General features: G+C 64.8%; 22 protein-coding genes and 1 pseudogene. 9 read left to right on the top strand and 14 right to left on the bottom strand.

Annotated features, from left to right (window positions below):
- Positions 1 to 89: 89 nt before the first annotated feature.
- From ABUE31_RS08160 to ABUE31_RS08120, 9 genes and pseudogenes are all read right to left on the bottom strand, one after another.
- Complete coding sequence (locus ABUE31_RS08160; RefSeq protein ID WP_367723030.1) at positions 90 to 1205, bottom strand: branched-chain amino acid ABC transporter substrate-binding protein; 1116 nt, start codon at positions 1203 to 1205, stop codon at positions 90 to 92.
- 123 nt (positions 1206 to 1328) lie between these two features.
- Complete coding sequence (locus ABUE31_RS08155) at positions 1329 to 1682, bottom strand: DUF6867 family protein (protein ID WP_367723029.1); 354 nt, start codon at positions 1680 to 1682, stop codon at positions 1329 to 1331.
- An 18-nt stretch (positions 1683 to 1700) separates the two neighbouring features.
- Positions 1701 to 2429 (bottom strand): ABC transporter ATP-binding protein, encoded by a 729-nt coding sequence (locus ABUE31_RS08150; RefSeq protein WP_367723028.1) that lies wholly within the window; start codon positions 2427 to 2429, stop codon positions 1701 to 1703.
- A 23-nt stretch (positions 2430 to 2452) separates the two neighbouring features.
- A pseudogene (locus ABUE31_RS08145) lies at positions 2453 to 3703 on the bottom strand (ATP-binding cassette domain-containing protein); the annotation flags it as partial.
- On the bottom strand, positions 3703 to 5220 hold the full coding sequence (gene livM, locus ABUE31_RS08140) for a high-affinity branched-chain amino acid ABC transporter permease LivM (protein WP_367723026.1): 1518 nt from the start codon (positions 5218 to 5220) through the stop codon (positions 3703 to 3705). The pseudogene ABUE31_RS08145 and the gene livM, both read right to left, overlap by 1 nt.
- A 5-nt stretch (positions 5221 to 5225) precedes the next feature.
- Positions 5226 to 6128: a branched-chain amino acid ABC transporter permease gene (locus ABUE31_RS08135; RefSeq protein WP_367723025.1), complete on the bottom strand. Its 903-nt coding sequence runs from the start codon at positions 6126 to 6128 to the stop codon at positions 5226 to 5228.
- Positions 6129 to 6471: 343 nt separating this feature from the next.
- Positions 6472 to 7473: a 4-hydroxyproline epimerase gene (locus tag ABUE31_RS08130; RefSeq protein WP_367723024.1), complete on the bottom strand. Its 1002-nt coding sequence runs from the start codon at positions 7471 to 7473 to the stop codon at positions 6472 to 6474.
- Positions 7474 to 7475: 2 nt separating this feature from the next.
- Positions 7476 to 8732 carry an NAD(P)/FAD-dependent oxidoreductase gene (locus tag ABUE31_RS08125; RefSeq protein WP_367723023.1) on the bottom strand — a complete coding sequence of 419 codons (1257 nt, stop codon included), beginning with the start codon at positions 8730 to 8732 and terminating at the stop codon, positions 7476 to 7478.
- A gap of 21 nt (positions 8733 to 8753) precedes the next feature.
- Positions 8754 to 9665 (bottom strand): dihydrodipicolinate synthase family protein, encoded by a 912-nt coding sequence (locus ABUE31_RS08120; RefSeq protein ID WP_367723022.1) that lies wholly within the window; start codon positions 9663 to 9665, stop codon positions 8754 to 8756.
- A gap of 102 nt (positions 9666 to 9767) precedes the next feature.
- On the opposite strand from ABUE31_RS08120, the gene ABUE31_RS08115 reads away from it, so the two are divergent.
- Positions 9768 to 10421, top strand: a complete 654-nt coding sequence (locus tag ABUE31_RS08115) for a GntR family transcriptional regulator (protein WP_367723021.1) — start codon at positions 9768 to 9770, stop codon at positions 10419 to 10421.
- 78 nt (positions 10422 to 10499) lie between these two features.
- Here ABUE31_RS08115 and ABUE31_RS08110 read toward each other — a convergent pair whose 3' ends face one another.
- The gene (locus ABUE31_RS08110; protein ID WP_367723020.1) at positions 10500 to 10991 is read right to left on the bottom strand and encodes a hypothetical protein; all 492 of its coding nucleotides are present in this window, start codon (positions 10989 to 10991) and stop codon (positions 10500 to 10502) included.
- 97 nt (positions 10992 to 11088) lie between these two features.
- Between ABUE31_RS08110 and ABUE31_RS08105 the strand changes: the two genes are divergently transcribed.
- Together ABUE31_RS08105 and ABUE31_RS08100 are read left to right on the top strand one after the other, a co-directional pair.
- Entirely contained in the window at positions 11089 to 11718 is a 630-nt protein-coding gene (locus tag ABUE31_RS08105) for a DUF2975 domain-containing protein (RefSeq protein ID WP_367723019.1), read from the top strand.
- A gap of 2 nt (positions 11719 to 11720) precedes the next feature.
- Positions 11721 to 11939: a helix-turn-helix domain-containing protein gene (locus tag ABUE31_RS08100; protein ID WP_367723018.1), complete on the top strand. Its 219-nt coding sequence runs from the start codon at positions 11721 to 11723 to the stop codon at positions 11937 to 11939.
- 53 nt (positions 11940 to 11992) lie between these two features.
- Here ABUE31_RS08100 and ABUE31_RS08095 read toward each other — a convergent pair whose 3' ends face one another.
- Positions 11993 to 13489, bottom strand: coding sequence for a CoA-acylating methylmalonate-semialdehyde dehydrogenase (locus ABUE31_RS08095; protein WP_367723017.1), 1497 nt, complete (start codon positions 13487 to 13489; stop codon positions 11993 to 11995).
- A gap of 173 nt (positions 13490 to 13662) precedes the next feature.
- Between ABUE31_RS08095 and ABUE31_RS08090 the strand changes: the two genes are divergently transcribed.
- The 4 genes from ABUE31_RS08090 (at position 13663) to ABUE31_RS08075 (ending at position 18687) form a co-directional block, all read left to right on the top strand.
- A complete protein-coding gene (locus tag ABUE31_RS08090; RefSeq protein ID WP_367723016.1) occupies positions 13663 to 14544 on the top strand; it encodes a LysR family transcriptional regulator in 882 nt (293 codons plus the stop codon).
- A 125-nt stretch (positions 14545 to 14669) separates the two neighbouring features.
- Entirely contained in the window at positions 14670 to 15149 is a 480-nt protein-coding gene (locus tag ABUE31_RS08085) for a phospholipase A2 family protein (protein WP_367723015.1), read from the top strand.
- Complete coding sequence (locus ABUE31_RS08080; RefSeq protein ID WP_367723014.1) at positions 15146 to 17278, top strand: phospholipase D-like domain-containing protein; 2133 nt, start codon at positions 15146 to 15148, stop codon at positions 17276 to 17278. The genes ABUE31_RS08085 and ABUE31_RS08080 overlap by 4 nt, the downstream gene beginning before the upstream one ends.
- Positions 17279 to 17487: 209 nt before the next feature.
- Complete coding sequence (locus ABUE31_RS08075) at positions 17488 to 18687, top strand: aromatic ring-hydroxylating oxygenase subunit alpha (RefSeq protein WP_367723013.1); 1200 nt, start codon at positions 17488 to 17490, stop codon at positions 18685 to 18687.
- A gap of 27 nt (positions 18688 to 18714) precedes the next feature.
- Here ABUE31_RS08075 and ABUE31_RS08070 read toward each other — a convergent pair whose 3' ends face one another.
- The 3 genes from ABUE31_RS08070 to ABUE31_RS08060 form a co-directional block, all read right to left on the bottom strand.
- Entirely contained in the window at positions 18715 to 19656 is a 942-nt protein-coding gene (locus ABUE31_RS08070; RefSeq protein ID WP_367723012.1) for a lipase family protein, read from the bottom strand.
- Positions 19657 to 19764: 108 nt separating this feature from the next.
- The gene (locus ABUE31_RS08065; RefSeq protein ID WP_367723011.1) at positions 19765 to 20382 is read right to left on the bottom strand and encodes a class I SAM-dependent methyltransferase; all 618 of its coding nucleotides are present in this window, start codon (positions 20380 to 20382) and stop codon (positions 19765 to 19767) included.
- A 23-nt stretch (positions 20383 to 20405) separates the two neighbouring features.
- Complete coding sequence (locus tag ABUE31_RS08060; RefSeq protein ID WP_367723010.1) at positions 20406 to 21812, bottom strand: aminotransferase; 1407 nt, start codon at positions 21810 to 21812, stop codon at positions 20406 to 20408.
- 258 nt (positions 21813 to 22070) lie between these two features.
- On the opposite strand from ABUE31_RS08060, the gene ABUE31_RS08055 reads away from it, so the two are divergent.
- Both ABUE31_RS08055 and ABUE31_RS08050 read left to right on the top strand, forming a co-directional pair.
- Positions 22071 to 22988 (top strand): ABC transporter permease, encoded by a 918-nt coding sequence (locus ABUE31_RS08055; RefSeq protein ID WP_367723009.1) that lies wholly within the window; start codon positions 22071 to 22073, stop codon positions 22986 to 22988.
- Positions 22985 to 23797: an ABC transporter permease gene (locus tag ABUE31_RS08050; RefSeq protein WP_367723008.1), complete on the top strand. Its 813-nt coding sequence runs from the start codon at positions 22985 to 22987 to the stop codon at positions 23795 to 23797. The genes ABUE31_RS08055 and ABUE31_RS08050 overlap by 4 nt, the downstream gene beginning before the upstream one ends.
- Positions 23798 to 23817: the final 20 nt, after the last annotated feature.

The following is a 23817-nucleotide window of genomic DNA, read 5'->3' as shown; positions in this document are numbered from 1 at the left end:
AGATTTAAAACGATTGAAATGCGCATCTTGGCACAAAAAAGAGCCCGGCGGTTTCCCGCCGGGCTCCTCAGACGAAATGGTACGATGGCTTACATCTGGAAGTAGGTGTACTTGCCGTCGTCGCCCTTCTTCCATTCGTAGATCACGTAGCCGGGCAGCTTGGGATCGCCTTTCTCGTCGAAGCCGATCTCGCCGAGCACGGTCGCGAACGGACCCTGCGCCTTGGCGGCTTCGGCGACCTTCTGCGGGTCGTTCTCGCCAGCCTTGGCGGCGGCGCCGGCGATGACCTGCACGGCGGCGTAGGAGTAGAGCGTATAGGCTTCAGGCTCGAACCCGGCGGCGCGGAACTTCTCGATGAGTTCCTTGTTGTTCGGGTCGTTGCGCGGATCCGGCGAGAACGTCATCAGCGTGCCGGCCACGGCGTCGCCCGCGATCGAGGCGAGTTCGTTCGACACGATGCCGTCGCCCGACATGAACGTTGCGTCCATGCCCTGGTCGGCCAGCTGGCGCATGATCAGGCCGGCTTCGGTGTGCAGGCCGCCCCAGTAGACGACCGAGACGCCAGCGTCCTTCATCTTGGCGATCAGTGCCGAGAAGTCCTTGTCGCCGACGTTCACGCCTTCGTAGAGGACCTCGGTCACGCCGGCATTGTTCATCGCCTTCTTGGTTTCATCGGCGAGACCCTGTCCGTACGGCGTCTTGTCATGCAGGACGGCGATCTTGGCGTCCTTGAACTTCTCGGCGATGTAACCGCCGGCGACGCCGCCCTGCTGGTCGTCGCGACCGCAGGTACGGAACGTGTTCCACAGTCCGCGCTCGGTGAACTGCGGGTTGGTCGAGGCCGGCGTGATCTGGAAGATGCCGTTTTCGGCGTAGACTTCCGAAGCCGGGATCGACACGCCCGAGTTGAAGTGGCCGACCACGAACTTGACGCCGTCGCCGACGAACTTGTTGGCGACCGAGATGCCCTGCTTCGGATCGGAGACGTCGTCGCCGATGACGATGCGGATCTGCTCGCCGTTGATGCCGCCGGCCGCATTGATGTCGGCGGCGGCCTGCTCGGCGCCCTTCTGGAGCTGCGCACCGAAGGCGGCGTTCGGGCCGGTGATCGGACCGGCCACTCCGATCAGGATCTCCGCCCACGCGCTGCCGCTGAACCCGAGTACGGCGGTCAGGGCAACCGCGGACAACAGTGTTTTCTTCATTGATGACTCCCATTAAACCGAGTGGGCGTGAATGATACTTTCATGCGATGCCCACCCTATCGCAGAAAGGCAACTTTGCCCATTTTCCGGCGCTTGTCACGCCGTTTCGCATCAGCTTCGGCCCTAGGCGGAGGCCTTCGGCTTCCAGCTCAGCAGCGAGGTTCGCTCGTAGAGCCAGTGGTATTGGGTGACCATCTGGCCGGCCCGGGTGTACCGGTACCCGACGATGCCGATGACCAGCAGGATGATCGTGTCGACGATGTAGAACTGCGCCGTGAACATGGTGCCGTCGAACAGGGCATGGTGGATGAAGCGCACTGCGATGCCCAGGAGCAGCAGGAACACGACAAGGCTCGACAGCGGCCGCCACGTCTGCGCGCAGGCGCGGCCTGTCATCCACGCGGCCCACCCGCCGAGCAGGCAGGTAATGAAGAAAAACTGCCAGATGGATTCTTCTTCGTAGAGAATGCCGTGCATGCCCCTAATCCTTCACGCTCAATGGCGGCCGCCTTCGAGATAGGCGGCGCGCACTTCCGGATCCGCGAGCAGTTGCTGACCGGTGCCGCTCATCGTCACGTTGCCGTTGACCATGACATAGCCGCGGTTCGCCAGCTTCAGCGCGCCGAATGCGTTCTGCTCGACCAGGAAGACCGTCAGCCCCTGGCTCTTGTTGAGTTCGCGCACCGCATCGAAGATCTGCTTGACGATCAGCGGCGCGAGACCGAGCGAAGGCTCGTCGAGCAGCAGCAGCCTTGGGCGGGCCATCAGCGCACGGCCGATCGAGAGCATCTGCTGCTCGCCGCCTGAGAGCGTGCCGCCGCGCTGGCTGATGCGTTCCTTGAGCCGCGGGAAGAGGTGGAACACCTTCTCGACGTCCTCGTCGTAGTACTTCAGCTTGTCGAGACTGGCGCCCATCTGCAGGTTTTCCAGCACGGTCATGCGCGGGAAGATGCGCCGTCCCTCGGGCGACTGGGCGATGCGAAGCCTGGCGATCTCATGCGTCGGCAGGTTGGTGATGTCGGTTCCGGCGAAGATGATCTTGCCGCTGCGCGCGCGCGGCGTACCGAAGATCGTCATCATCAGGGTCGACTTGCCGGCGCCGTTGGCGCCGATCAGCGCAACGATCTCGCCCTCGTTCACGTCGATCGTCACGCCGTTCAGCGCGCGGATGTTGCCGTAGTAGGTCTCGACGCCCTCGACCTGGAGCAGGGATTTCTGCGCCATCACTCGGCCCCTCCGGTCTTCTGCGCGAGCGACCTGGCCTGGCCGATCCAATCCTCGCGGGCGATGCGTCCGTCGAAGTCCAGATAGGTCTCGACTTCCCTGACGTCGGCCTCGGTCCATGCCGCGATCTGCTCGAAGTGGAAGATGCCGTGCTCGTGCAGCTTGCGTTCGTTGACCGGGCCGATGCCCTTGATGAGGGTGAGCTTGTCCGGCTGGCCGCCCCTCGGCGTGTCCAGCGAGTTCGACAGCGCTGCGGCGCGCCGCTCATACTGCTCGGCCTTGGACGCCCCCCGCGACACCTTGATCATCTCGCCTTCGGTGTCGCTGTGGTTGACGGTGTCCGACACCGGCCCGGCCATCATCGAGGCGGAATCCGACGGGCCGTGGGCGCGGTCGGGCTCGGCGTCCAGTTTCTCGATCACCTGCTCGTCGCCGACTTCGGTCAGCGCATCGGTCACTTCGGTGTCGTCGACGCCGAGATAGGCGGCGATGACGCGGGGATCGGTCTTCACCGAGGTCGGGTCGCCGTCCGAGATCTTGCGGCCGTACTCCAGCACCACCACGTGGTCGGATATCTCCATGACCACCGACATGTCGTGCTCGATCAGCAGGATCGACGTGCCCGTCGACTTGATGTCGTTGAGCATCAGGTTCAGCGCATGCGACTCGCGCGGGTTGAGGCCCGCGGCCGGCTCATCCAGGCAGAGCAGTTCCGGCTCGGTGCACATGGCGCGCGCGATCTCCAGGCGCCGTTGCGCGCCGTACGGTAGGTCGCCGGCCGGATCGTCGGCGCGGTCGGTGAGGTTGGCCTTGTCCAGCCAGTGCTTCGCCAACTCGATGGATTGGGCCGACGCCTTGCCGTAGCCGCCAAGCCCGAGCAGGCCGAGGATTGTATAGCCCGACGCTTCCATCAGCCTGTTGTGCTGGGCCACCAGCAGGTTCTCGAGCAGCGTCATGCCCGAAAACAGCCGGATGTTCTGGAAGGTGCGCGCCACCTTGGCCTTGGCCGGGATCTGGAAATCCGGCAGGCGCTCCAGCAGGAACTGGCTGCCGGCGCGCGTGGTCAGCGTGATCATGCCCTCGGACGGCTTGTAGAAACCGGTGATGCAGTTGAACACCGTGGTCTTGCCGGCGCCGTTGGGTCCGATCAGCGCGGTGATCTCGCCGCGCTGGGCCTCGAAGGACAGGTCGCCGATCGCGACAAGTCCGCCGAACTTCATCGAAAGGTGCTCGACCCTCAGGATCGGGCCGGTGGTGGCGGAATGCGCGTTCATCAGCCGTGCCCCTCCTTGGTGAAGGCACTCGAGACGGCTTTTCGCTCATGCAGGAAGGCTGTCGGCTCCCGGCTGCCGACGAAGCCGCGCGGCTTCCACAGCATGACCACCACCATGGCGAGGCCGAACAGCAGCATTCGGTAGAGCTCCGGGGTGAAGCCGTCGCCGAACACCTGTTTGAGGAATTGCAGTTCGCGCAGGATTTCCGTGCCGCCGATCATCACCGCGGCCGCCACGGCGATGCCGACCAGCGAGCCCATTCCGCCGAGGACGACGATAGCGAGGATGATCGCCGATTCCAGGAAGATGAAGGATTCCGGGCTGACGAAGCCCTGCCGCGCCGCGAAGAAGGCGCCGGCGAAGCCGCCGAACATGGCGCCGATGGCGAAGGCAGTCAGCTTGGTGTTGGTGGTGTTGATGCCGAGCGAGCGGCAGGCGATCTCGTCCTCGCGAAGCGCTTCCCAGGCGCGCCCGACCGGCATGCGGCGCAGCCGGATGGTGACGAAGGCGGTGAGCAGGGCGAGCGCCAGGATCAGGTAGTACAGGAAGATCTTGTAGTAGACGCCCGACATGCCGAGGTCGAAGACCTTGCCGAAATAGTTGTCGTCCGACACGTTGAAGGTGGCGAACCCGAAGAAGGTCACCTTGGGGATGCCGGAAATGCCGGTCGTGCCGTTGGTCACCTCGCGCCAGTTGATGAGCACCAGGCGGATGATCTCGCCGAACGCCAGCGTCACGATCGCCAGGTAGTCGCCGCGCAAACGCAGCACCGGGAAGCCGAGGATGACGCCCCAGAAGGCGGCCATGATGCCGGCGGCCGGCAGCAGCAGCCAGAACGACCAGCCGTATTCGGTGGCCAGCAGCGCATAGGAGTAGGCCCCCACCGCGTAGAAGGCGACGTAGCCGAGGTCGAGCAGGCCGGCCAGGCCGACGACGATGTTGAGGCCCCAGGCCAGCATCACGTAGATCAGGATCTGGATGCCGAAATTGTCGACCCACTTGAGCGAACCCTGCAGGCCCGCCGTGAACAGCGAGATGACGGGGAACAGCATCAGCAGGATGATGGCGACCGTCGGGAAGTTCTTGCGAAGATAAGGCCGGCGACGGTCGATCACGAGCGCCGCGGCGATGAGGGCGACGATCAGCCAGGTCTTCCAGTTGAGGAGCAGGTCGACCAGGCCGCTCATGTCCGGCCGGGCGTAGGCGATGAAGGCGAGCAGCACGGCGAGCGCGCCGGCAATCGCGCCGTTGCGTACCTTCTTCGTGTCGCCTCGCGAAAGCGCCGGATGGACGAAGGCGACGTATACGAAGCGGCCGGCCATCACCAGCGCGACGACGATGGCGAGCAGGCCCCAGCGCGGAACGAGGATCAGCTCGTTGCGGATGTTCTGGTCGGTTTTGATGCCAACGAACAGCACGAAGAGGCCGAGGGCGATTACGCCGGCATAGAGCGCTTCGCGTAGCGCGGCGGCATAGGGATTGGCGGAAGCGCGGTTGGTGTCGGTGACAGCGGCCATGAACGTCAGACCTTTTCGACTTCAGGCCGGCCAAGGATGCCGGAGGGCAGGAAGATCAGCACGATCGCGAGGATCGAGAAGGCGGCGACGTCCTTGTAGTCGATCGAGAAATAGGCTGACCACATGCCCTCGATGAGCCCGATGAGCAGCCCGCCAAGCACCGCGCCCGGGATGGAGCCGATGCCGCCGAGGACCGCCGCCGTGAAGGCCTTCACCCCCGGCACGAAACCGTCCGAGAACACGACGACGCCGTAGTACATGAGGTAAAGCGTGCCGGCGACGGCGGCGAGCGAGGCGCCCATGATGAAGGTGATGGAGATGGTGCGGTCGACGTCGACGCCGAGCAGCGCGGCCATCTTGCGGTCCTGTTCGCACGCCCTCTGCGCGCGGCCGAGCGCGGTCTTGTTGACCAGGTACCAGAAGATGGTCAGCAGCGCGGCCGTGACAACGACGATGACGATCTGCTTCGCCGAGATCGAGATGCCGAGGACGTTGTAGACCGTCGAGATCATCGGCGGGATCGGCTTGTTGCGGGGGCCCTGGGTGACCTGCACGAAGTTCGACAGCACGATCGACATGCCGATCGCGGTGATAAGCGGGGCCAGCCGGAAGGAGCCACGCAGCGGCCGGTATGCGACCTTTTCGATGGTCCAACTGTAGAAGCTGGTCAGCAGCATCGCGACGATCATCATGATCAGCAGGAACAGCACGACGCTGACCGACGCAAAGACGCTGACGAGGAACAGGAAGACGATCAGCGCGATGAAAGCACCGATCATGAAGATGTCGCCATGAGCAAAGTTGATCATGCCGATGATGCCGTAGACCATCGTATAGCCGATCGCGATCAGCCCATAGATCGATCCCAGCGTCAGCCCGTTGACAAGCTGCTGGACGAAATATTCCATCTGTAGACTGCTCCCCGAGAATGTCGTCCGGAAGGACGCATTCCTTTCTTGATTTCCCCTAGTCCTAAAGTGTCGCGCCTGGATTGCAACGTCAATTTTCCGCGATGCGACATGCCCCTGCGGCATGTCACGCTGCTGCCCTCCACGGCATCGGCCAGCGCCTGGACCATCGCGGACGCTACCATTGGCACAAAGCAATGTCTTTGACTTATCGGCGCTGCGCAAGCCGCAATTTCGAAGTTTCTGGCGCACGTTCGGCCGCTGGCGCGGGATTGTTGCACGGCATGGCCCTGCCGCAATGTCAGGGCAGCCGCCCCCGGGTAGGTTTTTTGATGCGCTTCGATCATGCCACGACGAAGCCGTGCGCGAAGGGATCGCGGTCGTCGATGAAGATCGTGTTCAGGCCGGTCTGGCGTGCCCAGCCGCCGATCGACGGCACGATCGCGGGCTTGCCATCGACGGTCGTCTCGTTCTCGACGCGCCCCTTGAAGAGCGAGCCTATGATCGATTCGTGCACGAAGCTGTCGCCGGGGCCAAGCCTGCCCTTGGCGTGCAGCTGCGCCATGCGCGCCGACGTGCCGGTGCCGCACGGGCTGCGGTCGATCGCCTTGTCGCCGTAGAAGACGGCGTTGCGGGCGTCGGCCTCCGGATGGACGGGCCTGCCGGTCCACAACATGTGGCTCAGCCTGTTGATGCCGGGATTCTCCGGATGAACGAAGCTGTACTTCTCATTCAGCCGCCGGCGGACCACCGGGCTCCAGGCGACGAACTGGCCGGCGGAATAGTCGGCCATGTCGGAATAATTCTCCTGCGGCTCGACGATCGCATAGAAGTTGCCGCCATAAGCGACGTCCACCGTGATGGTGCCGAGGTCGGGGCAGTCGACCGTCAGGCCCTGCGCGTAGAGAAAGGACGGGACGTTGGTGATCCGCACCTCTTCGACGTATTCGCCCTCCTGCCGGTATTCGGCGACGACCAGGCCTGCCGGTGTGTCGAGGCGCAATACGCCCGGCGTCCTGGGTTTCACCAACCCGTTCTCGATGGCCATCGTCACCGTTCCGATCGTTCCGTGGCCGCACATCGGCAGGCAGCCCGAGGTCTCGATGAACAGGATGGCGATGTCGCAATCCTCCCGCGTCGGCGGATACAGGATCGAGCCCGACATCACGTCGTGGCCGCGCGGCTCGAACATGAGGCCGGTCCGGATCCAGTCGTATTCGGCAAGGAAGTGCGCCCTTCGCTCCATCATGGTCGACCCGGCGAGCAGCGGGCCGCCGCCGGCGACCAGCCGAACCGGGTTGCCGCAGGTGTGGCCGTCGATGCAGGTGAAGGTATGTCGGGCCATGACTAGAACCGTTGCGCGCTGAAGGGATTGAGATCGATCGCCGGAGCCTCGCCCGAAACGAGGTCGCGGATCAAGCGCGCGGTACCCGCCGCCTGCGTCTTGCCGAGATGGCCATGTCCGAACGCATAGAAGACGTCCGGCGCCTTCGAACGGCCGATGACCGGCAGCGAATCCGGCAGCGACGGCCTGTAGCCCATCCATTCGCGGCCGCCTTCGGTCTTCAGTCCGGGAAGGAAGCGCGCCGCCTTTTCGAGCATCGCCTTCGACCGCGCGTAGTTGGGCGGCCGGTTCAGCCCTCCAAGCTCGACCGCGCCACCGACGCGCAGGCCCGTCGACAGCGGCGTGATGACGAAGCCGTGGCCCGAGAAGATGAGCTGGCGCCTGACGTCGAAGGCATCGACGGGCAGGGTCGTGTTGTAGCCGCGCTCGGTTTCGAGGGGAATTCTGTCGCCGAGTTGGCGCGCCAGGAGATGCGACCATGCGCCTGCCGCGATGACCAGGCGGCTTGCCGTCAACGTCCGGCCTTGCCTGAGCTGGATAGTGACGCCGCTCTTGGTCTTCATGACGAGCCCGACTTCGCCCGGGAGGAACCCCGCGCCCAGCTTTTCCGCATAGGCCCAGATCGCCTTACCGAGGATCTTCGGATCGTCGGCGGTCTTCCAGCCCGGAACGAGGGTCGCCTTGACGAACTGTCTCGACAGGCCAGGCTGCAGCTCTGCGAGTTCGTCGCCCTCGAGATGACGATAGGGGATGCCAAAGCGGTCGCGCGCGGCCCAGCCTCCCAGCGAGGCCTCGAATTCGTCGGCGCTCTCATAGAGTTCGAGCGAGCCGTCCTCGCGCAGCATGCTTCTTGTGCCGGATCGGTCGAGCAGGCCCATCCACTCCCGCTCGGCTAGCTTCATCATCCCCGCCTGCGCGGAGAGGGCTGCTTCGTAGTTTTCCGGCGCGCCGGCGCGCCAGAACCGCCAGAGCCACGGCGCCAGCCTGGGCAGGTAGGCTGGCGGGATCGCAAGAGGGCCGAGCGGGTCGGCAAGCCAGCGCGGCAGGTTCCTCATCATGCCCTTGTGGGCAAGCGGCAACACGTCGGAAAAGGCGAATGCCGACGCATTGCCGGAGCTGGTTTCCTCGCAGATTCCAGTACGATCGATCACCGTGACGCGGTAGCCGGCCTCGGCGAGGTAGGCGGCGGCGCAAATGCCGACGATGCCGGCGCCAATGATGACGACGTCGTCTTCGCCGGCATGCTGGCGCGAAGGCATATGGGCGTGTCCCAGACGGCGTTAGGCCGCCTTTGCCCGCGCGAGTACCGGAAGTTCGGGCCGGTTGGCGAGCGCGTTCCTGACAACGGTCTCGGCCATGGCGCGACGCTCGCCGGCGAGCGGCTGACGCGGCATGCGCACGCGCTCGGTGGTGCCGATCGCCATCGCCTCGACCAGCTTGATGTTCTGGACGAGGTAGGTCGAGACATCGAGGTCGAGCAGCGGGCGGAACCAGCGGTAGATTTTCAGCGCTTCGTCGCGCCGTCCTGCCTTCATCAGCTGATAGATGGCCACCGTCTCCTTCGGGAAGGCGACGACCAGGCCCGCCACCCAGCCGATGGCGCCGACGGACAGCGCCTCGAAGGCGAGGTTGTCCACCCCGGTGAACAGGTCGAAGCGGTCGCCGAAGCGGTTGATGATGTCGGTCGAGCGTCGGATGTCGTCGGATGACTCTTTGATGGCGACGAAACGCTCATCCCTAGCCAGCCTCTCCATGTCATCGACCGAAACGTCGACTCGGTAGGCGATCTTGTTGGAGTAGATCATCACCGGGAGGTCGCCGGCCGCCGCCACTGCATTGAGCGCTGCTACCGTCTCGTCGGGATTGGTATGATAGATCGGCGAGGGCACCACCATCAGCCCGTCCGCGCCGGCGGCGGCGGCGCGCCTGGCCATGGCTGCGGCCTCGCGCGTTCCCGCTTCGTTGACGGTCAGCAGCACGGGCTTGCGGCCGGCCACCTTGCGCGCGGTATTCAGGACCTCGATCTTCTCGTCCTGGCTGAGCATCGGCCCTTCGCCGAGCGATCCCGCCACGATCAGGCCGTCGCACCCAGCCTCCATCTGCAGCGCGAAACAGCGCTCCATTTCCGCATGGTCGAGCTGGTCGTCAGCGGTGAACTTCGTCGTGACTGCAGGAAATACGCCGGCCCACATGGCACCCTCCATCTGATATATCTGTGATATATCTCAACGTGACCAAGGCTGTCAACGGGCTATCCGATGTGATATATCATTCGCATATCATAGGAGTCATCGTTGAATTACAATGGCATAGCGCAAGAAGCCGCAGCGTCTCGCGCCTATCATGCGCTGGAGCGGATGATCGTCACGCTCGACCTGCTGCCAGGCAGCGTGGTCACCGAAGGCGCCCTGATCGAGCGCCTCGGCCTCGGCCGGACACCGGTGCGCGAGGCCATCCAGCGGCTTGCGTGGGAAGGCCTGATCGAGGTGCGGCCGCGCGCCGGCCTGGCGATCGCGCCGCTGCACCCGGCCGACTGGTCGCGGGTCATCGAGGCGCGTCGCAGCCTCGAACTGCTGCTGGCGCGATCAGCGGCGCGCTTCGTCACCCGAAACGCCGCAGACCTGTTCCATGCCTCGGCGCTCGCCATGCGGCAGGCGGTCATCGCAAGCGACGTCCTCGCATTCCTGCAGGCCGACAAGTCGCTCGACGAAGCCTTGGCGGTGGCCGCCGACAATCCCTTCGCGGCGCGGGTCGCGGCGCCGCTTCAGACCCACAGCCGCCGGTTCTGGTATCGCTACAACGCCGAAACGGGGCTGGCGGAGTCGGCCGAGCATCACGTCGCGCTCATTCGTGCCATCCTCGATGGCGACGAGGAGGGCGCGGCAGCGGAGGCCGACCGGCTCATGCTTCTCCTGCGCGCCCACGCCGAGGCGGCCGCGCGCCGCTAGCTGCCTCTCGTTTGGAGGGCCGCTTCGCTTCAGGGTCCGTCCTTTTGGCGTCGGAACCGCCGCTGACCTGCAGATCCGTCAGAAGTTGCTCGCACGCGGCAGCGGCACCGTCGACCCGCACGGCGGCACGCGGCGCAGATTGCCGGCGCCGATGGCCGCACCGAGATCGACCTGCGCGAGCCGGAAGTGGCGACTGGACGTGCGCAGATAGATGGTGGCCTGGACCGGGCCGCCACCCAGATCCTGAGTCCGGCAGGCCCCGGTGATCGCCACCGTCATCGAGCCGTTCCCGGTACCTGGACGGGCGCGGGCGGCGCGAGCCGCCGCCTGCGTGCGCATGAAGCGGTCCCGGTCCTTCCCGGCGATCCGGGCGGCCAGCACATGCCTGCGGGGAGCGGTCTTGGCCACGCCGTCCAGTCCTTCGACCTGCAGGACAAAACGCTCGTCCAGTTGATCGTGGACCGTCAGCCGCAGCATGCCGTCGCCCGTTCGCAGCCAGAGGCTTTGCGGGAGTTCGATGGCGACCGAAAGCGTTTCGGGATCAAGCGCCAGCGGATCGACGGCAGACAATCGCGCAAGGCCTGTCGGCGAAACGGAGGTGCAGCCGCAGATCAGCGCGACGGCGGCGGGGCCGACTGCAAGGGCGCGGGCAACGGAGGAGATTTGCATGGTCCGAAGATTTCCGATTTACAACATGAAATTATTGTTTTACGGAAATTCAATGTTGTCAATCGAGATGAAAGCCATGCCGGTTCCGATTTCCGCTGAGCGTAATGCCCGCTCCGCCGCACGTGCGATGCGTCGCGCCACCCTCGCGTTGGGCGTCATCCTCGCCCTCGGCCTTGCCTACGCGGCGATCAGGGCTGCATTCGACAGGCAATGGCTCGACGGGCTCATCGCCGCCAACCACGCCGGGGTCGATTCGTCGTCACCGTCGGCCCTGGCGCTCCTGTTTGTCCTGTTTGCGGCACAGGTATCGGTGTTCACCGTCGCGCTTCATGCCGTATGGCGCACCTTCGACGCCCTGGCGGGAGACCTGCTACTCCCCGCGGAAGCGGGGCGATGGCTGCGCCGGGCGGGATTGTGCTTCGCGGCGTCAGCCATCCTTACGATCCTGGCGGTCCCGGTCGTCAGCCTTGCCGCCAGCCTTCATGCGCCGGCCGGCCAACGTTTCGTGAGCCTGGGCCTCAGCTCCGGCGAGGTGATGACGCTGTTCATCGCGGGCGTGCTGGTGGCGCTCGGCCACGTCCTCAGCCTCGCCGCGGAAGTCGGCGAGGACAACCGACAGATCGTCTGACCGTGCCGATCGTCGTCAATCTCGACGTCATGCTCGCCCGCCGCAAGATGCGCTCGAAGGAACTCGCCGAGACCATCGGCATCACCGAGGCGAACCTGTCGCTTCTGAAATCGGGAAAGGTGCGCGGCGTGCGCTTCGAGACGCTGGCGAAGATCTGCGCCGCACTCGACTGCCAGCCGGGCGACCTCCTCGCCTTCGTGCCCGAAACGACGGGCAACTGAAAACGACAACGGCCGGGCAAGCCCGGCCGTTCTCTTGGCAATTTGCGTTGCCGTCAGTTCATCGTCGGAATGACGAATTCGGCGCCGTCCTTGATGCCGGACGGCCAGCGCGAGGTGACCGTCTTGGTCTTGGTGTAGAAGCGGAAGGCGTCGGGACCATGCTGGTTGAGGTCGCCGAAGGACGACGCCTTCCAGCCGCCGAAGGTGTAGTAGGCGATCGGCACCGGGATCGGCACGTTGACGCCGACCATGCCGACCTGCACCCGGGATGCGAAATCGCGCGCGGCGTCGCCGTCGCGGGTGAAGATCGCGACGCCATTGCCCATCTCGTGGTCGTTGGCGAGCTTGAGCGCATCCTCGTAGCGCGGCGCACGGACAACCGAGAGTACCGGCCCGAAGATCTCTTCCTTGTAGATCTTCATCTCCGGCGTCACATCGTCGAACAGGCAGCCGCCCATGTAGTAGCCGTCCTCGTAGCCCTGCATCTTGAAGCCGCGGCCGTCGACGACGAGCTTTGCGCCTTCCCTGACGCCGGTGTCGACATAGCCCTTCACGCGCTCCAGCGCCTGCTTGGTCACCAGCGGCCCGAAATCGGCGGAGCTGTCGGTCGAGGGGCCGACCTTCAGGCTTTCGACGCGCGGGATCAGCTTGTCCATCAGCCGGTTCGCGGTGTCATTGCCGACAGGCACCGCAACCGAGATCGCCATGCAGCGCTCGCCGGCCGAGCCGTAGCCGGCGCCGATGAGCGCGTCGACCGTCTGGTCCATGTCGGCGTCGGGCATGATGATCATGTGGTTCTTGGCGCCACCGAAGCACTGCACACGCTTTCCGGATGCCGTGCCGCGCGCGTAGATGTACTGCGCGATCGGGGTCGAGCCGACGAATCCGATCGCCTTGATGTCGTGATCGTCGAGGATGGCGTCGACCACCTCCTTGTCGCCGTTGACGACGTTGAGAATGCCGGCTGGCAGGCCGGCCTCGATGAACAGTTCTGCGATGCGTAGCGGCACGCCCGGGTCGCGCTCCGAAGGCTTCAGGATGAAGGCGTTGCCGCAGGCGATCGCCGGCGCGATCTTCCACAGCGGTATCATTGCCGGGAAGTTGAACGGGGTGATCCCGGCCACGACGCCCAGCGGCTGGCGCATCGAATAGACGTCGATGCCCGGACCGGCGCCGTCGGTATACTCGCCCTTCATCATGTGCGGCGCGCCGATGCACACCTCGACCACCTCGAGCCCACGCTGGATGTCGCCCTTGGCGTCGGCGATGGTCTTGCCGTGCTCGCGCGCCAGGATGTCGGCGAGTTCGTCGTACTCACGATGGACCAGTTCAAGGAACTTCATCAGGACGCGAACGCGGCGCTGCGGGTTGGTGGCGGCCCAGGCCGGCTGCGCGGCCTTGGCGTTCTCCACGGCCGCGCGCAGTTCGGCGGCCGAAGCGAGCGCAACCGTTCCGCGCACCGTACCGTCGAGCGGCTGCATCACGTCCTGCTTGCGCCCGCTGGCGCCGGCGACGCGCTTGCCGCCGATGAAATGGCCATAGTCGATCATGTCTCGCTCCCTGGCGTTGTGACTGCTTGGTTCCATTCTCCCGCTTCGCAGCGCCCATGGCAACGCGAGCGAACACGCATCCGTTGTGCGCAAACTCGATAGCGAGTACTTCTAGAGCATCAACGAGCGCAAACAAAGACGCGGGCGCGCCAGTCCGCAGAAGGGATCGATGCATGAACTGGGACGATGTCCGCATCTTCCTGGCCGTCGCCCGCGCAGGCCAGATCCTCGGCGCAGCCCGGCGGCTGGAACTGAACCACGCAACCGTCTCCCGACGGGTCGCGGCACTGGAAGACGCCCTTGGCGCAAAACTGTTTCGCCGGCTGACAACCGGCAGCGAACTGACGCCGGCCGGGGAACGGCTTCTGGATGTAGCCGAACGCATGGAAGCCGAGATGATTGCCGCGCGTTCCGCCTTGGCTCAAGGAGACGAAGCGGTTTCCGGCACGGTGCGCATTGGCGCGCCCGACGGTTTCGGCGTCGCCTTTCTGGCGTCGCGCCTCGGCGCGCTCACCGCCGAGCATCGCGACCTCAGGATCCAGCTGGTGCCGGTGCCGCGGTCCTTCTCGCTGTCCAGGCGGGAAGCCGACATCGCCATCACGACCGAGCGCCCCCAGGCAGGCCGCCTGGTGGCGCAGAAGCTGGTGGACTACTCGCTCGGTCTCTACGCATCGCGCGAATATGTGGCCTCCAACGGCCTGCCGGAGGCGCAATCCGATCTCATGGCCCACCGCCTCGTCGGCTATGTCCCCGATCTCGTCTTCAGCCCTTCACTGGCCTATGCGCAGGAGTTCTCGCCGGAATGGGACGCCGCCTTCTCGATCTCGTCGGCGCTCGGCCAGGTCGAGGCGGTTCGCTCGGGCGCCGGCATAGGCATCCTGCATGCCTTTATCGCGCGCGCGATGCCAGACCTCGTGCCGGTCGAGGCCGCGAAGCCGATCCGCCGCGCCTACTGGCTGGTCTACCACGAAAGCGTACGGCCGCTGCGCCGCATCCAGGCCGTCGCCGCCTTCATCACCGGGGCGGTGGAGCGGGAGCGGCGGCTTTTCGTATAGCTTCGATCACGGGTGCTCGCAAAACGCTCCCCTGCGTGTTGCGCCGCAACCGGCGCGCGTGGATAATCACGGCGCACGACGTCGCGCCCGATTTGGACGCGCCACCCAGTTCTCGGAGTGCATCCTTGGCAATACGAATTGCGCCGGCAGCAGCCTTCATCATGCTTGTCCCCGTTCTGCTGGCAGCCTGCAGCAATCCGTGGGGCGACCGGCCGGCGAGCGAACTGCCGAAGCCGCTGCGGTATGCTGTCGGAAAACCGTCCAACCTGGTCTTCGGCAACTATTGCGGAATCGGCACGCGAACCGGAGACCTGACGGCGCGGCCGGTCGACCAGTTGGACGACATCTGTTTCCGCCACGACAGCTGCTACGTCGAACGCACCAACCACTGCATCTGCGACCAGGCGCTGGTACGGGACGCCTCGGCGCTCCGCGACGACGCAAGCCAGCCGGCCAAGACTCGGCGAAGAGCGGGGCTGCTCGTGCGCAGCTTTTCGCTGGGCGTCTGCAGGGTTTTCCCCGAGGGTTTCATGCCGCCACGTCCCCGCGACCGGCGCGAGCTTGGCCTGGAACCCTCCGGCCAAAACGGGACGGCGCCTGGATGAGCGCCGCGATCCGCTCGGCTGCCCCGCTTCTGGCCGCGCTGCTGGGCGTGTCCGCCTGCGCGGCGCCGCTGGCGTTCATCGACACAGCCTGCGAGCGCGTCGCCGACGAAAACCGATGCAGCGTCCCTTCACTCGAAACGGCGTTGCTGCCGGGCGCCGAACCTGACGATGCCGACTACAACCGCCAGTTCCTAGCTCTGCTTGCGGAGCAGAAGCTTGGCGAGGCTGACCGCGCCAACGGCACCGGGCCGTTCGGCCGCGACGTCCATTCGATCACCAACCGCGACTTTCTGGCTGCCTATCGCGGGCTCGAGCAGGCTGCGGATACCTCACGGCTGCTGCCGTCGCGGCGCTCCAGGAGCGGAACTTTCAGCGCCGCCTGGCGCTTGTCCCGCCAGACGCTCTTCCTCGACGCCGACACCCTTGACGGCGGTCGCGGCGAGTTCCAGTTCTCCGGATTGCAGGCGCGATCGGTCGAGATCGTCGTCACGCAAATCTCAGGCGGGCCGGTCAGCATCTCCGGCCACTGTGACGGGCCGATCGCCATCGGTCCCGGCAGGCGCATCGTCGAAGCAGGCAGGCCGGTTCATCTCAGCCTGAGCGGATCGGAGACGCTCGGCGCGTCGACCACGCTGTTTCCCGCAACCAGCCTCAATCGCTGCGACCTGTCGGTCCGATCGCAGGGCCGCAGCCGCAGCATTGCGCTGGTGCGGGAGGAGACGTCAGATCCCAGGCTTGCGCGCCTCGACAGCCTGTATCAGCGCTGTCCCGCGCCCGATCCAAATGGCCTGTCCCCGCTGGAGCGAGTCTTCTTTGCCAGTCGCGACCTCTCCGAAACCTGTCCCATGCCGATCGGACGGCCGAAGCTCCTGCTCGATGAACGCGACGCCTTCAACGCCAAGGTCGAAGCCCTGGCGGGCACCACGCTTTCCGACGCCTTCTTCGATGCGGGAAACCCGGAAGCGCCGATCGACATGTCGCGGGCGCCACGACTGAAGCTGATCTACTTCTCGTTCCTGGACTTCAAGGCCGACTTTTCGGGCCGCGTCATGGAACGGCTGATCCGCTATCACGCCGCGCGCGGAGCCAAGGTGCGCATGATGGTGACCGACGTGCTCGAGCGCGACAAGGATCGCGCCCTGCTGCGCCGGCTGGCCGCCGACCATCCCAATGTGCAGCTTCAGGAATACACCTGGGAGCCTGCTGCCGGCGCGCCGCTCGGCGAGCAGGCTTCGCAATTCTACAAGACGCACCACGCCAAGATGCTCGCCACGCTCGCCCGCGACCCGCGCCGCTCGCGCGCCATCGTCGGCGGCCGCAACATCCATGACGGCTTCCTGTACCACGAACCGCTGGACCTCTCGCGCTATCCGGACCTGCACCAGTACGGCGCCACCAACGGTCTCTCGCTCAATTACTATTCGAACTGGAGCGACTTCGAGATCGAGGTCGACAAGCCGGAGGCGGTTCGCATCCTCGTGGCCCATCTCGGGACACTCTGGCACCGCGACGCCGAAACCAACCAGACGCGGCCGTTCTCGATCGCCGGCAAGCCGACCGGGCACGTGAAGCGGAGCGCCGTGGCGCGCCACTTCATATCGGTGCCTTACGCCGACGGACGCGCGCTTGAGGACTACTACATCGATCTGATGGACTCGGCCGAGCACACGATCGAGATCGTCAATCCCTACCTCAACCTGCCGCCAAAGGTCGCCGACGCCCTGACGCGGGCGATCGACCGCGGCGTCAAGATCACGCTGGTGACCCGCATAGACCTGAAGGGCGATTTCGGCGGCCAGTTCATCACCGAACTGAACGAACTCTTCGTCGAAAAATATGCGCGCGACATCGAGATGTACGAATATCTGGGCGACAGCGTCGTGCTGCATTCCAAGATTCTCATGATCGACGGCCGCTACGTCTCGGTCTCGTCGGTCAACCTGAACCACCGCAGCTTCATCCAGGACAGCGAGAACGGCATCGCCGCGCTCGACCCCGCGTTCTACGACCGCATGAAGCCGGTCTTCGAATACTACATCGCGCGCTCGAAACCGGTCGCGCCCGATGTCCGCGTGCCGCTTTTCTATCGCCTTGTGTTCGCCAGCCAGATCGTTCGCGAGGCGTTTTAGGCGACTGCCAGGGCTGTTGCACGCGGCCCGCCCCGCCGCCCGGACAGGTCGGCCAGTTCTCGGATTAACGGCTGGAAATCGCGGCATTTTTCCGGCCTGCGTCGACAGGCGACCATCTGAGTGGTCCATCAAATTTTGACTAAGGCATTGCAACTTATACAAAAATATGATCGTATTGAATGAATGTTCAACAATTTCGAGGGCGACCCATGAACCCACATGTCCGCGATGTGGCGGTTCCCAACGATTGGGACAGGAGGGGGTTGCCCGGTTGGGCCTATCACAGCCCGGCGCTTCTCGAACTCGAGAAGGAACACATCTTCCGCAATCACTGGCAGATCGCCGGCCACGTCTCGGACATTCCCGACACCGGCGACTACCTGACCATGGACGTGGTCGGCGAGCGCGCTCTGATCGTGCGCGGCAAGGACGGCATCGTCAGGGGCTTCCACAACATCTGCCGCCATCGCGGCAGCCGCGTCGTCGCCGAGAACCAGGGCAACTGCAAGAATGCCCTGGTGTGCCCCTTCCATGGCTGGGTCTACAACCTCGACGGCACGCTGCGCGGCGCCGCGCGACCGCGCTCCTTCCCCGATCTCGACAAGGACGAATTCGGCCTGATGCGGCTCGACCTCGAGATCTGGATGGGCTTCATCTTCATCCGCTTCCGCAGCGGGCCACAGCCGCCGATCGCCGAACTCATGAAGCCGGTGGAGGCGGAGATCACTCCATACCAGGTCGCCGAGATGGTGCCGTCATGGGGAATCTGGACCCAGACGTCGCCGGTCAACTGGAAGTCGGTGCGCGACGTCGACAACGAAGGCTACCACGTCGCCATGGCCCACCCGGCCTTGCAGGATCTCTACGGCGCAACCTACTACGATGAACCGTTCGTCGGCGGCGTTTCGCGCTCATTCGCGACCTACAATCCGCATGCGGGCCGCCGCTGGAGCGTGAAGAACTACGTCAGGATCGCGCCGCAGCCGGATCGGCTGCCGGAACCGCTGCGCAAGGCCTGGATCTATTACGGCATCTTCCCCAACAACGTCATCGCAATGACGCCGGAGACCGTCCAGTTCTACCAGGAGTTCCCACTCTCGACGGGCGAGACCGTGCTGCGCGGTGCGATCTACCGCTATCGCGACGAAACGCGCGAGCAGGCCGCCGCCCGATACCTCGCATACCGCATCGACCGCGACACGATGGCGGAGGACGTCCAGCTTTCCGTCTGGTCGAACGAATCGATGCAGTCGCGGTCTTTTGCCGGCTTCTATCTTTCGGACCTCGAATACGGCGTGCGCACCCATCACGACCACCTGCGCAGGGCGCTGCCGGTGTTGAACCTCGAATCCGCTCCCGACGAGAAGGACATGGCCAATCTGAACGACGCCTTGCGGTCGCAGTTCTGACGTGCCTGGGCAGCTGGGCCCGACGCCTCAGTTGCCGGCAATCTCCTTCTTGGCGACGTATCGCTCGCGCTCGTTGTAGGTCACTTCGACGGCGCCGGCGATCTTGTCCGACAGCCGCCTCAAATAGTTGTCGATGTGGTGGTCCTTCAGGTCGGCGAAGTCCAGCGACCGCCCGAGTTCGCCGACCGACAACCGGTCGGCGTCGTGTTTCGGCAGATACACGTAGCGCGGTCCCTCCAGCAGGATGATCTCGGGGCCCGCATGCTCGTAGATCCCGTAGAGCCGGTTGACGATGGTCGTCGGCGGCAGCATCGGAATGATGTCGTTTTCGTCGACAACGCGGACGAGCGTCAGGAATCCGAGCTTCTCGACGCCCCGGGCGGTGGTGAACTTCGGCTGGCCGAACGTCACCACCTTATCGACCTTGTAGCCGTCGTCGGTCATGTGGATGGCGAGCAGCGCGGCGATCGCTCCGCCCAGCGAATGGCCGGTGATGTAGGTCGTATAGTTCTTCTTCAGGTAGGGCTTCATGTCGGCGTAAAGGACGCGCGCCGTGGCGTCGAAGCCGATATGGACGGGGATTGCGAGCGACAGGTCCTCGCGTATCCGCATCTCGACATCCTCGAGCAGGTTCTTCCGGTTGGCAGTGCCGCGAATGGCGATGTACTGGACCTTGGCCCGGTCGTCCTGTTCGAGGAAATATTGCGCGTCGGTTTTTCCCGGGGCGCTGACCCGGACAGTCGCCGGATAGCGGCTCCGGATCGCCGCTTCCCCCGCATAGGCGGCCTTTGCCCGGCCGGCGTAAGCGTTGAGTTCGACGAAATCGACCTTGTTCGGAGAGAGCGTCGAACCCAGAAGCCCCAGTTCCTGCCCGGAAATGCCCACGCACGCGGTCAGCGTCAGCAGGCAGACAAGCATGGTCGCCCGCAGCCAGGCCGCCCCTGGAGAAGGGAATTGCTCCAGCCGCATGATGGCTCCCCCCAAACACACGGTCGCCCTATCGGCATACCGCGGGGAACGATGCTAGCACCGTTTTGCAGTCGGTTTAAGAACAGCTGCAGCGTTGCTAGACATCCGCTAGCCATGGCGCGACAGCACGGCGTACTGAAACGACTGCTGCGATCCCCACGGCGTGACATGCAATCGCCGATGCCCGGAGAGGAGCGTGAAGCCGTCGCCGAGTACTTCGGCGAGCCCTGCCGCATCGTAGCGCCGAACCGGCAAGCCGCTACACCGCTCGGGTCCATCGAGGGCGAAGGTGGCGATGATCGCGTGCCCGCCTGGCTTCAGGGCTTCGCGCAGCCGCTCGGCATAGGCCGCGCGGTCCTGCGCCTCGATCAGGAAGTGAAAGGCCGCCCGGTCATGCCAGATGTCGTAGGAGCGGGTCGGCCGCCACGGGGTGACGTCGGCGACGATCCATTCGACGTCGCCGGCCCGCGGACCGAGTCTCGCGCGGGCGACATCCAGCGCCGCGTCGGAAATGTCGAGGACGCTCATCGTCAAGCCCCGGTCGAGGCCGGCATCGACGAGCCGCGAAGCCCCTCCGCCGATATCGATCACCGAAACCGGTTTGCCTGCGGCGCAGGCCTCGATGAGTTTCATGGAAAAGTCAGGCTGCTCCTCGAACCAGCTGACGCCGGTTTCTCCCTTGGTGGAGTAAGCTTCGTTCCAGTGCTCGGCGCGTCCGGTTGTCATGCCGTCAGTCTAGGCAGCAGTCGTCACCCCTGCCAGACGCCTTCTTTCCTCAGATCGTCCATCGTCCGCGATATCCCCTCCCGCAGGATGGCGACGAGATGATCGATCTGATCTTTTGTGATGACCAGCGGCGGGCTCATCACGCACATGTTGATCAGCGGCCGCACCAGGAGGCCGAGTTCGTGGCAGTGCTGGTCGATGCGCTTGCCGACGTCCTTGTCGAGCTGCAGCGGGTCCTTGCTTTCGCGATCGGCCACGCATTCCACGCAGGCCATCAGGCCGGCCCCGCGCACCTCGCCGACCAGCGGCAGATCTTCCAGCGTCTTCAGCCGCTGCTGGAAATAGGGGGCGACCGCGCGGGCATGGTCCAGGATACCCCCCTCGAGCAGGTCGAGGTTCTTCAGCGCCACCGCACATCCGACCGGATGGCTCGTATAGGTCAGGCCGTGGCCGAACATCGCGTCCGGATGGTTGGAACGGTTGAGATCCTTCAACAGGCGCTCGGAAATGACGACACCGCCAAGCGGGAAGTAGCCCGACGTCACGCCTTTCGCGAAGGTGATCATGTCGGGCTCGATGTCGAACAGCTCTTCCGACGCAAACACGTGGCCGAGCCGCCCGAAGCCCGTGACGACCTCGTCCGACACGTAGAGAATGTCGTTCTCGCGGCAGATGTCGCGGATGCGTTTCAGATAGCCGGCAGGCGCGATGATGACGCCGCCCGAAGCCTGGATCGGCTCGCCGACGAAGCAGCCGATGTTCTGCGCGCCGACCGCCTTCACCGTGTCACGGAACTCGTCGACGAGAAAATCGCAGAAGGCCTCGGCGCTCATTCCTTTCGGTCGCCGGAACGGATCCGGCGAGGAGAGCTTCACCACCAGGTCGTCGGCCGCGTCCATCCAGTCGCGGTCGCGCGGACGTCCGTTCAGCGAGGCCGACAGATAGGTGGAGCCGTGATAGGCGCCGCCTCTCGACAGGATCTGCTTCTTCTCGGGCCGTCCCCGGACATTGTTGTAGAACTGCATGAAGCGCAGGGCGGTCTCGACCGCCGACGACCCGCCGGTGGTGTAGAAGACGTGATTGAGGTCGCCGGGCGCATACTCGGCGATGCGACGCGACAGCTCCGCCGACGGCGCGTTCATCGTGTACCATGGCGTGTTGTAGGAAAGTTCCATCGCCTGTTCGTACATGACGCGGGCGAGTTCCTCGCGGCGGTGCCCGACGTTGATGCACCACATGCCGGCGGGACCGTCGATCAGCTTCTTGCCATCGCCATCGATCAGGTAGACGCCGTCCCCGCTGGTGACGAGCGTGCGGGCTTCGGCGCCGATAGAACCGGCATAGGGCCAAGGCTGGACGAGATGGCTCTTCGCCAGTTCGACCGCCGGATTCTCAGCCGCCATCTCTCGAGAATCCCTGACCGCCGCCATATCCGTTCTCCGAATTCATCCGACCGCAAAGCACTGTAACTCAAGCCTTGCTGCGCCATATATTGAATGTCCGTTCAATCAATATCGCAGAATTTTCGCTTGCTTTCAATTGCGCTCTGCGTTCATGATGATCATCAGCCGGCTGGCGGGACGGGAACCCCGCAAGCCCGGACAAGCCTTGGGACGGCCGATGCTGCGACTGCCGACAGAAACGCATGACGACGCGGGCCGCCCGGCGGTCGGTGGCGGGCCGCTGCGATGACGGCGATAGCGGAAGGCACGGATTCGCAAGGCGCGGGGCGGCGCCACCGAAAACCCCTTCTGCGGTCAGAACAGTCACAGGGCCTTGCCCTGATAAGCCCGACGCTGCTCTACGCCATCATCCTGCTTGTCGCTCCCATCGCGGTGGTGATCGTCTACAGTTTCTGGACGCAGAACTATCTGACCATCGACAAGACCTTCACGCTGGAGCAGTACCGCGTCGCGCTGACCGAGCCGATCTATCGCGATCTTCTGATGCGCTCGCTCTGGGTGTCGCTGCTGGTCAGCGTGATCACCGTCGTGCTCGCCTACCCGCTCGCCTACTACATCTCCTTCCATGGCGGCTCCCACAAGAGCCTCTGGCTCTTCCTGATCACCATCCCGTTCTGGACCAGCTACCTGCTGCGCGTCATGTCGTGGAAGGTCATTCTCGGCTACAACGGCGTGCTCAACTCGGGCCTGGTGGGCCTTGGCATCCTCGACGAGCCTTCTACCGCGCTGCTCTACAACACGTCGGCGGTCATCATCACGCTCACCCATGCCTGGGCCGCCTTCGCCATCCTGCCGATCTTCGTGTCGCTGGAGAAGGTCGACCGGACGCTGATCGAAGCCGCCAAGGATCTGGGCGACGGCCCTGTGCGTTCGTTCCTCAGGGTCACGCTGCCGCTGTCCCTGCCCGGCGTCATCTCGGCTCTGCTCATCGTCATGATCCCGACCGTCGGCGACTACGTCACGCCGAAACTCGTCGGCGGCAAGGACGGCGTGATGATCGCCACCGCGATCGAGGCGCAGTTCAAACGCGGCGCCAACTGGCCGCTGGGCGCGGCTCTTTCGGTCGTCACCATGACCGTCGTCACCGTCATGGCCGCGTCCATCGTCTTCGTCATCCGCCAGGCCGGGAGGCGCGCCCGATGAGCCGCATCCTGTCGCGCTGGCTTCCCGCCTACGCCTTCGTCTACATCGTCTTTCTCTACCTGCCGGTGATCTTCCTGCCGATCTTCTCGGTCAACCAGTCCGCGGTGCCGAAATTCCCGCTCACGGGCTTCACCTGGAAATGGTACGCCCAGCTGACCAACACGCCGGCGCTGACGGCCGCCGCCTGGAACAGCCTCATGGTCGGCGTCACCGCCGCCATCCTGTCGACGATCCTGGGCATATGCGCGGCGCGCGCCATCACGCGCTACCGCTTCCCCGGGCGGACCGTGGCGTCCGGCCTCATCATGGCGCCGCTGGTGCTGCCGGAGATCATCTTGGCGGTCTCGCTGCTGATCGTCATGCTATCGCTCGGGCTGGAACTCTCGCTGTTCACCGTCGTGCTCGGTCATGTGCTGATCTGCATTCCCTATTCGGTGACCGTGCTCAACGCCGGCTTCGAGGGGTTCGATCGCAGCCTTGAGGAGGCCTCCGCCGATCTCGGCGAGACCGCGTTCGGCACGTTCCGGCGCGTGACCCTGCCGATGGTCGCGCCCGCGATCATCTCTTCGCTGCTGGTGTCCTTCACCATCTCGCTCGACGAGTTCATCATGGCCTTCTTCCTCGCCGGCACCGAGGCGACGCTGCCCGTCTACATCTGGGGCCAGTTGCGCTTCGCGGCCAAGCTGCCGGGCGTGCTGGCGCTCGGCACGTTGCTGCTCGTCGGATCCTTCATCCTTCTCACCATCGCCGAGGTTCTGCGCCGCCGCGCGGAGCGTCGCGTCCACGGTACTGGAGCACCCATTGCCTGATCCCGCAGATACTCCCGGAC

Origin of the sequence: Mesorhizobium marinum, assembly GCF_040813675.1 — a bacterium.
Classification (GTDB): Bacteria; Pseudomonadota; Alphaproteobacteria; order Rhizobiales; family Rhizobiaceae; genus Mesorhizobium_K; species Mesorhizobium_K marinum.
Note: the sequence above shows the minus strand (reverse complement) of the source record. Positions and strands in the feature narration are given on the sequence as shown.

Excerpts from the sequence above, each read along its gene's own strand:
- ABUE31_RS08160 (WP_367723030.1), bottom strand. The coding sequence starts at position 1,205 with ATGAAGAAAACACTGTTGTCCGCGGTTGCCCTGACCGCCGTACTCGGG.
- ABUE31_RS08155 (WP_367723029.1), bottom strand. The coding sequence starts at position 1,682 with ATGCACGGCATTCTCTACGAAGAAGAATCCATCTGGCAGTTTTTCTTC.
- ABUE31_RS08150 (WP_367723028.1), bottom strand. The coding sequence starts at position 2,429 with ATGGCGCAGAAATCCCTGCTCCAGGTCGAGGGCGTCGAGACCTACTAC.
- livM (WP_367723026.1), bottom strand. The coding sequence starts at position 5,220 with ATGGCCGCTGTCACCGACACCAACCGCGCTTCCGCCAATCCCTATGCC.
- ABUE31_RS08135 (WP_367723025.1), bottom strand. The coding sequence starts at position 6,128 with ATGGAATATTTCGTCCAGCAGCTTGTCAACGGGCTGACGCTGGGATCG.
- ABUE31_RS08130 (WP_367723024.1), bottom strand. The coding sequence starts at position 7,473 with ATGGCCCGACATACCTTCACCTGCATCGACGGCCACACCTGCGGCAAC.
- ABUE31_RS08125 (WP_367723023.1), bottom strand. The coding sequence starts at position 8,732 with ATGCCTTCGCGCCAGCATGCCGGCGAAGACGACGTCGTCATCATTGGC.
- ABUE31_RS08120 (WP_367723022.1), bottom strand. The coding sequence starts at position 9,665 with ATGTGGGCCGGCGTATTTCCTGCAGTCACGACGAAGTTCACCGCTGAC.
- ABUE31_RS08105 (WP_367723019.1), top strand. The coding sequence starts at position 11,089 with ATGGTCCGAAGATTTCCGATTTACAACATGAAATTATTGTTTTACGGA.
- ABUE31_RS08095 (WP_367723017.1), bottom strand. The coding sequence starts at position 13,489 with ATGATCGACTATGGCCATTTCATCGGCGGCAAGCGCGTCGCCGGCGCC.
- ABUE31_RS08090 (WP_367723016.1), top strand. The coding sequence starts at position 13,663 with ATGAACTGGGACGATGTCCGCATCTTCCTGGCCGTCGCCCGCGCAGGC.
- ABUE31_RS08080 (WP_367723014.1), top strand. The coding sequence starts at position 15,146 with ATGAGCGCCGCGATCCGCTCGGCTGCCCCGCTTCTGGCCGCGCTGCTG.
- ABUE31_RS08075 (WP_367723013.1), top strand. The coding sequence starts at position 17,488 with ATGAACCCACATGTCCGCGATGTGGCGGTTCCCAACGATTGGGACAGG.
- ABUE31_RS08070 (WP_367723012.1), bottom strand. The coding sequence starts at position 19,656 with ATGCGGCTGGAGCAATTCCCTTCTCCAGGGGCGGCCTGGCTGCGGGCG.
- ABUE31_RS08065 (WP_367723011.1), bottom strand. The coding sequence starts at position 20,382 with ATGACAACCGGACGCGCCGAGCACTGGAACGAAGCTTACTCCACCAAG.
- ABUE31_RS08060 (WP_367723010.1), bottom strand. The coding sequence starts at position 21,812 with ATGGCGGCGGTCAGGGATTCTCGAGAGATGGCGGCTGAGAATCCGGCG.
- ABUE31_RS08055 (WP_367723009.1), top strand. The coding sequence starts at position 22,071 with ATGACGGCGATAGCGGAAGGCACGGATTCGCAAGGCGCGGGGCGGCGC.
- ABUE31_RS08050 (WP_367723008.1), top strand. The coding sequence starts at position 22,985 with ATGAGCCGCATCCTGTCGCGCTGGCTTCCCGCCTACGCCTTCGTCTAC.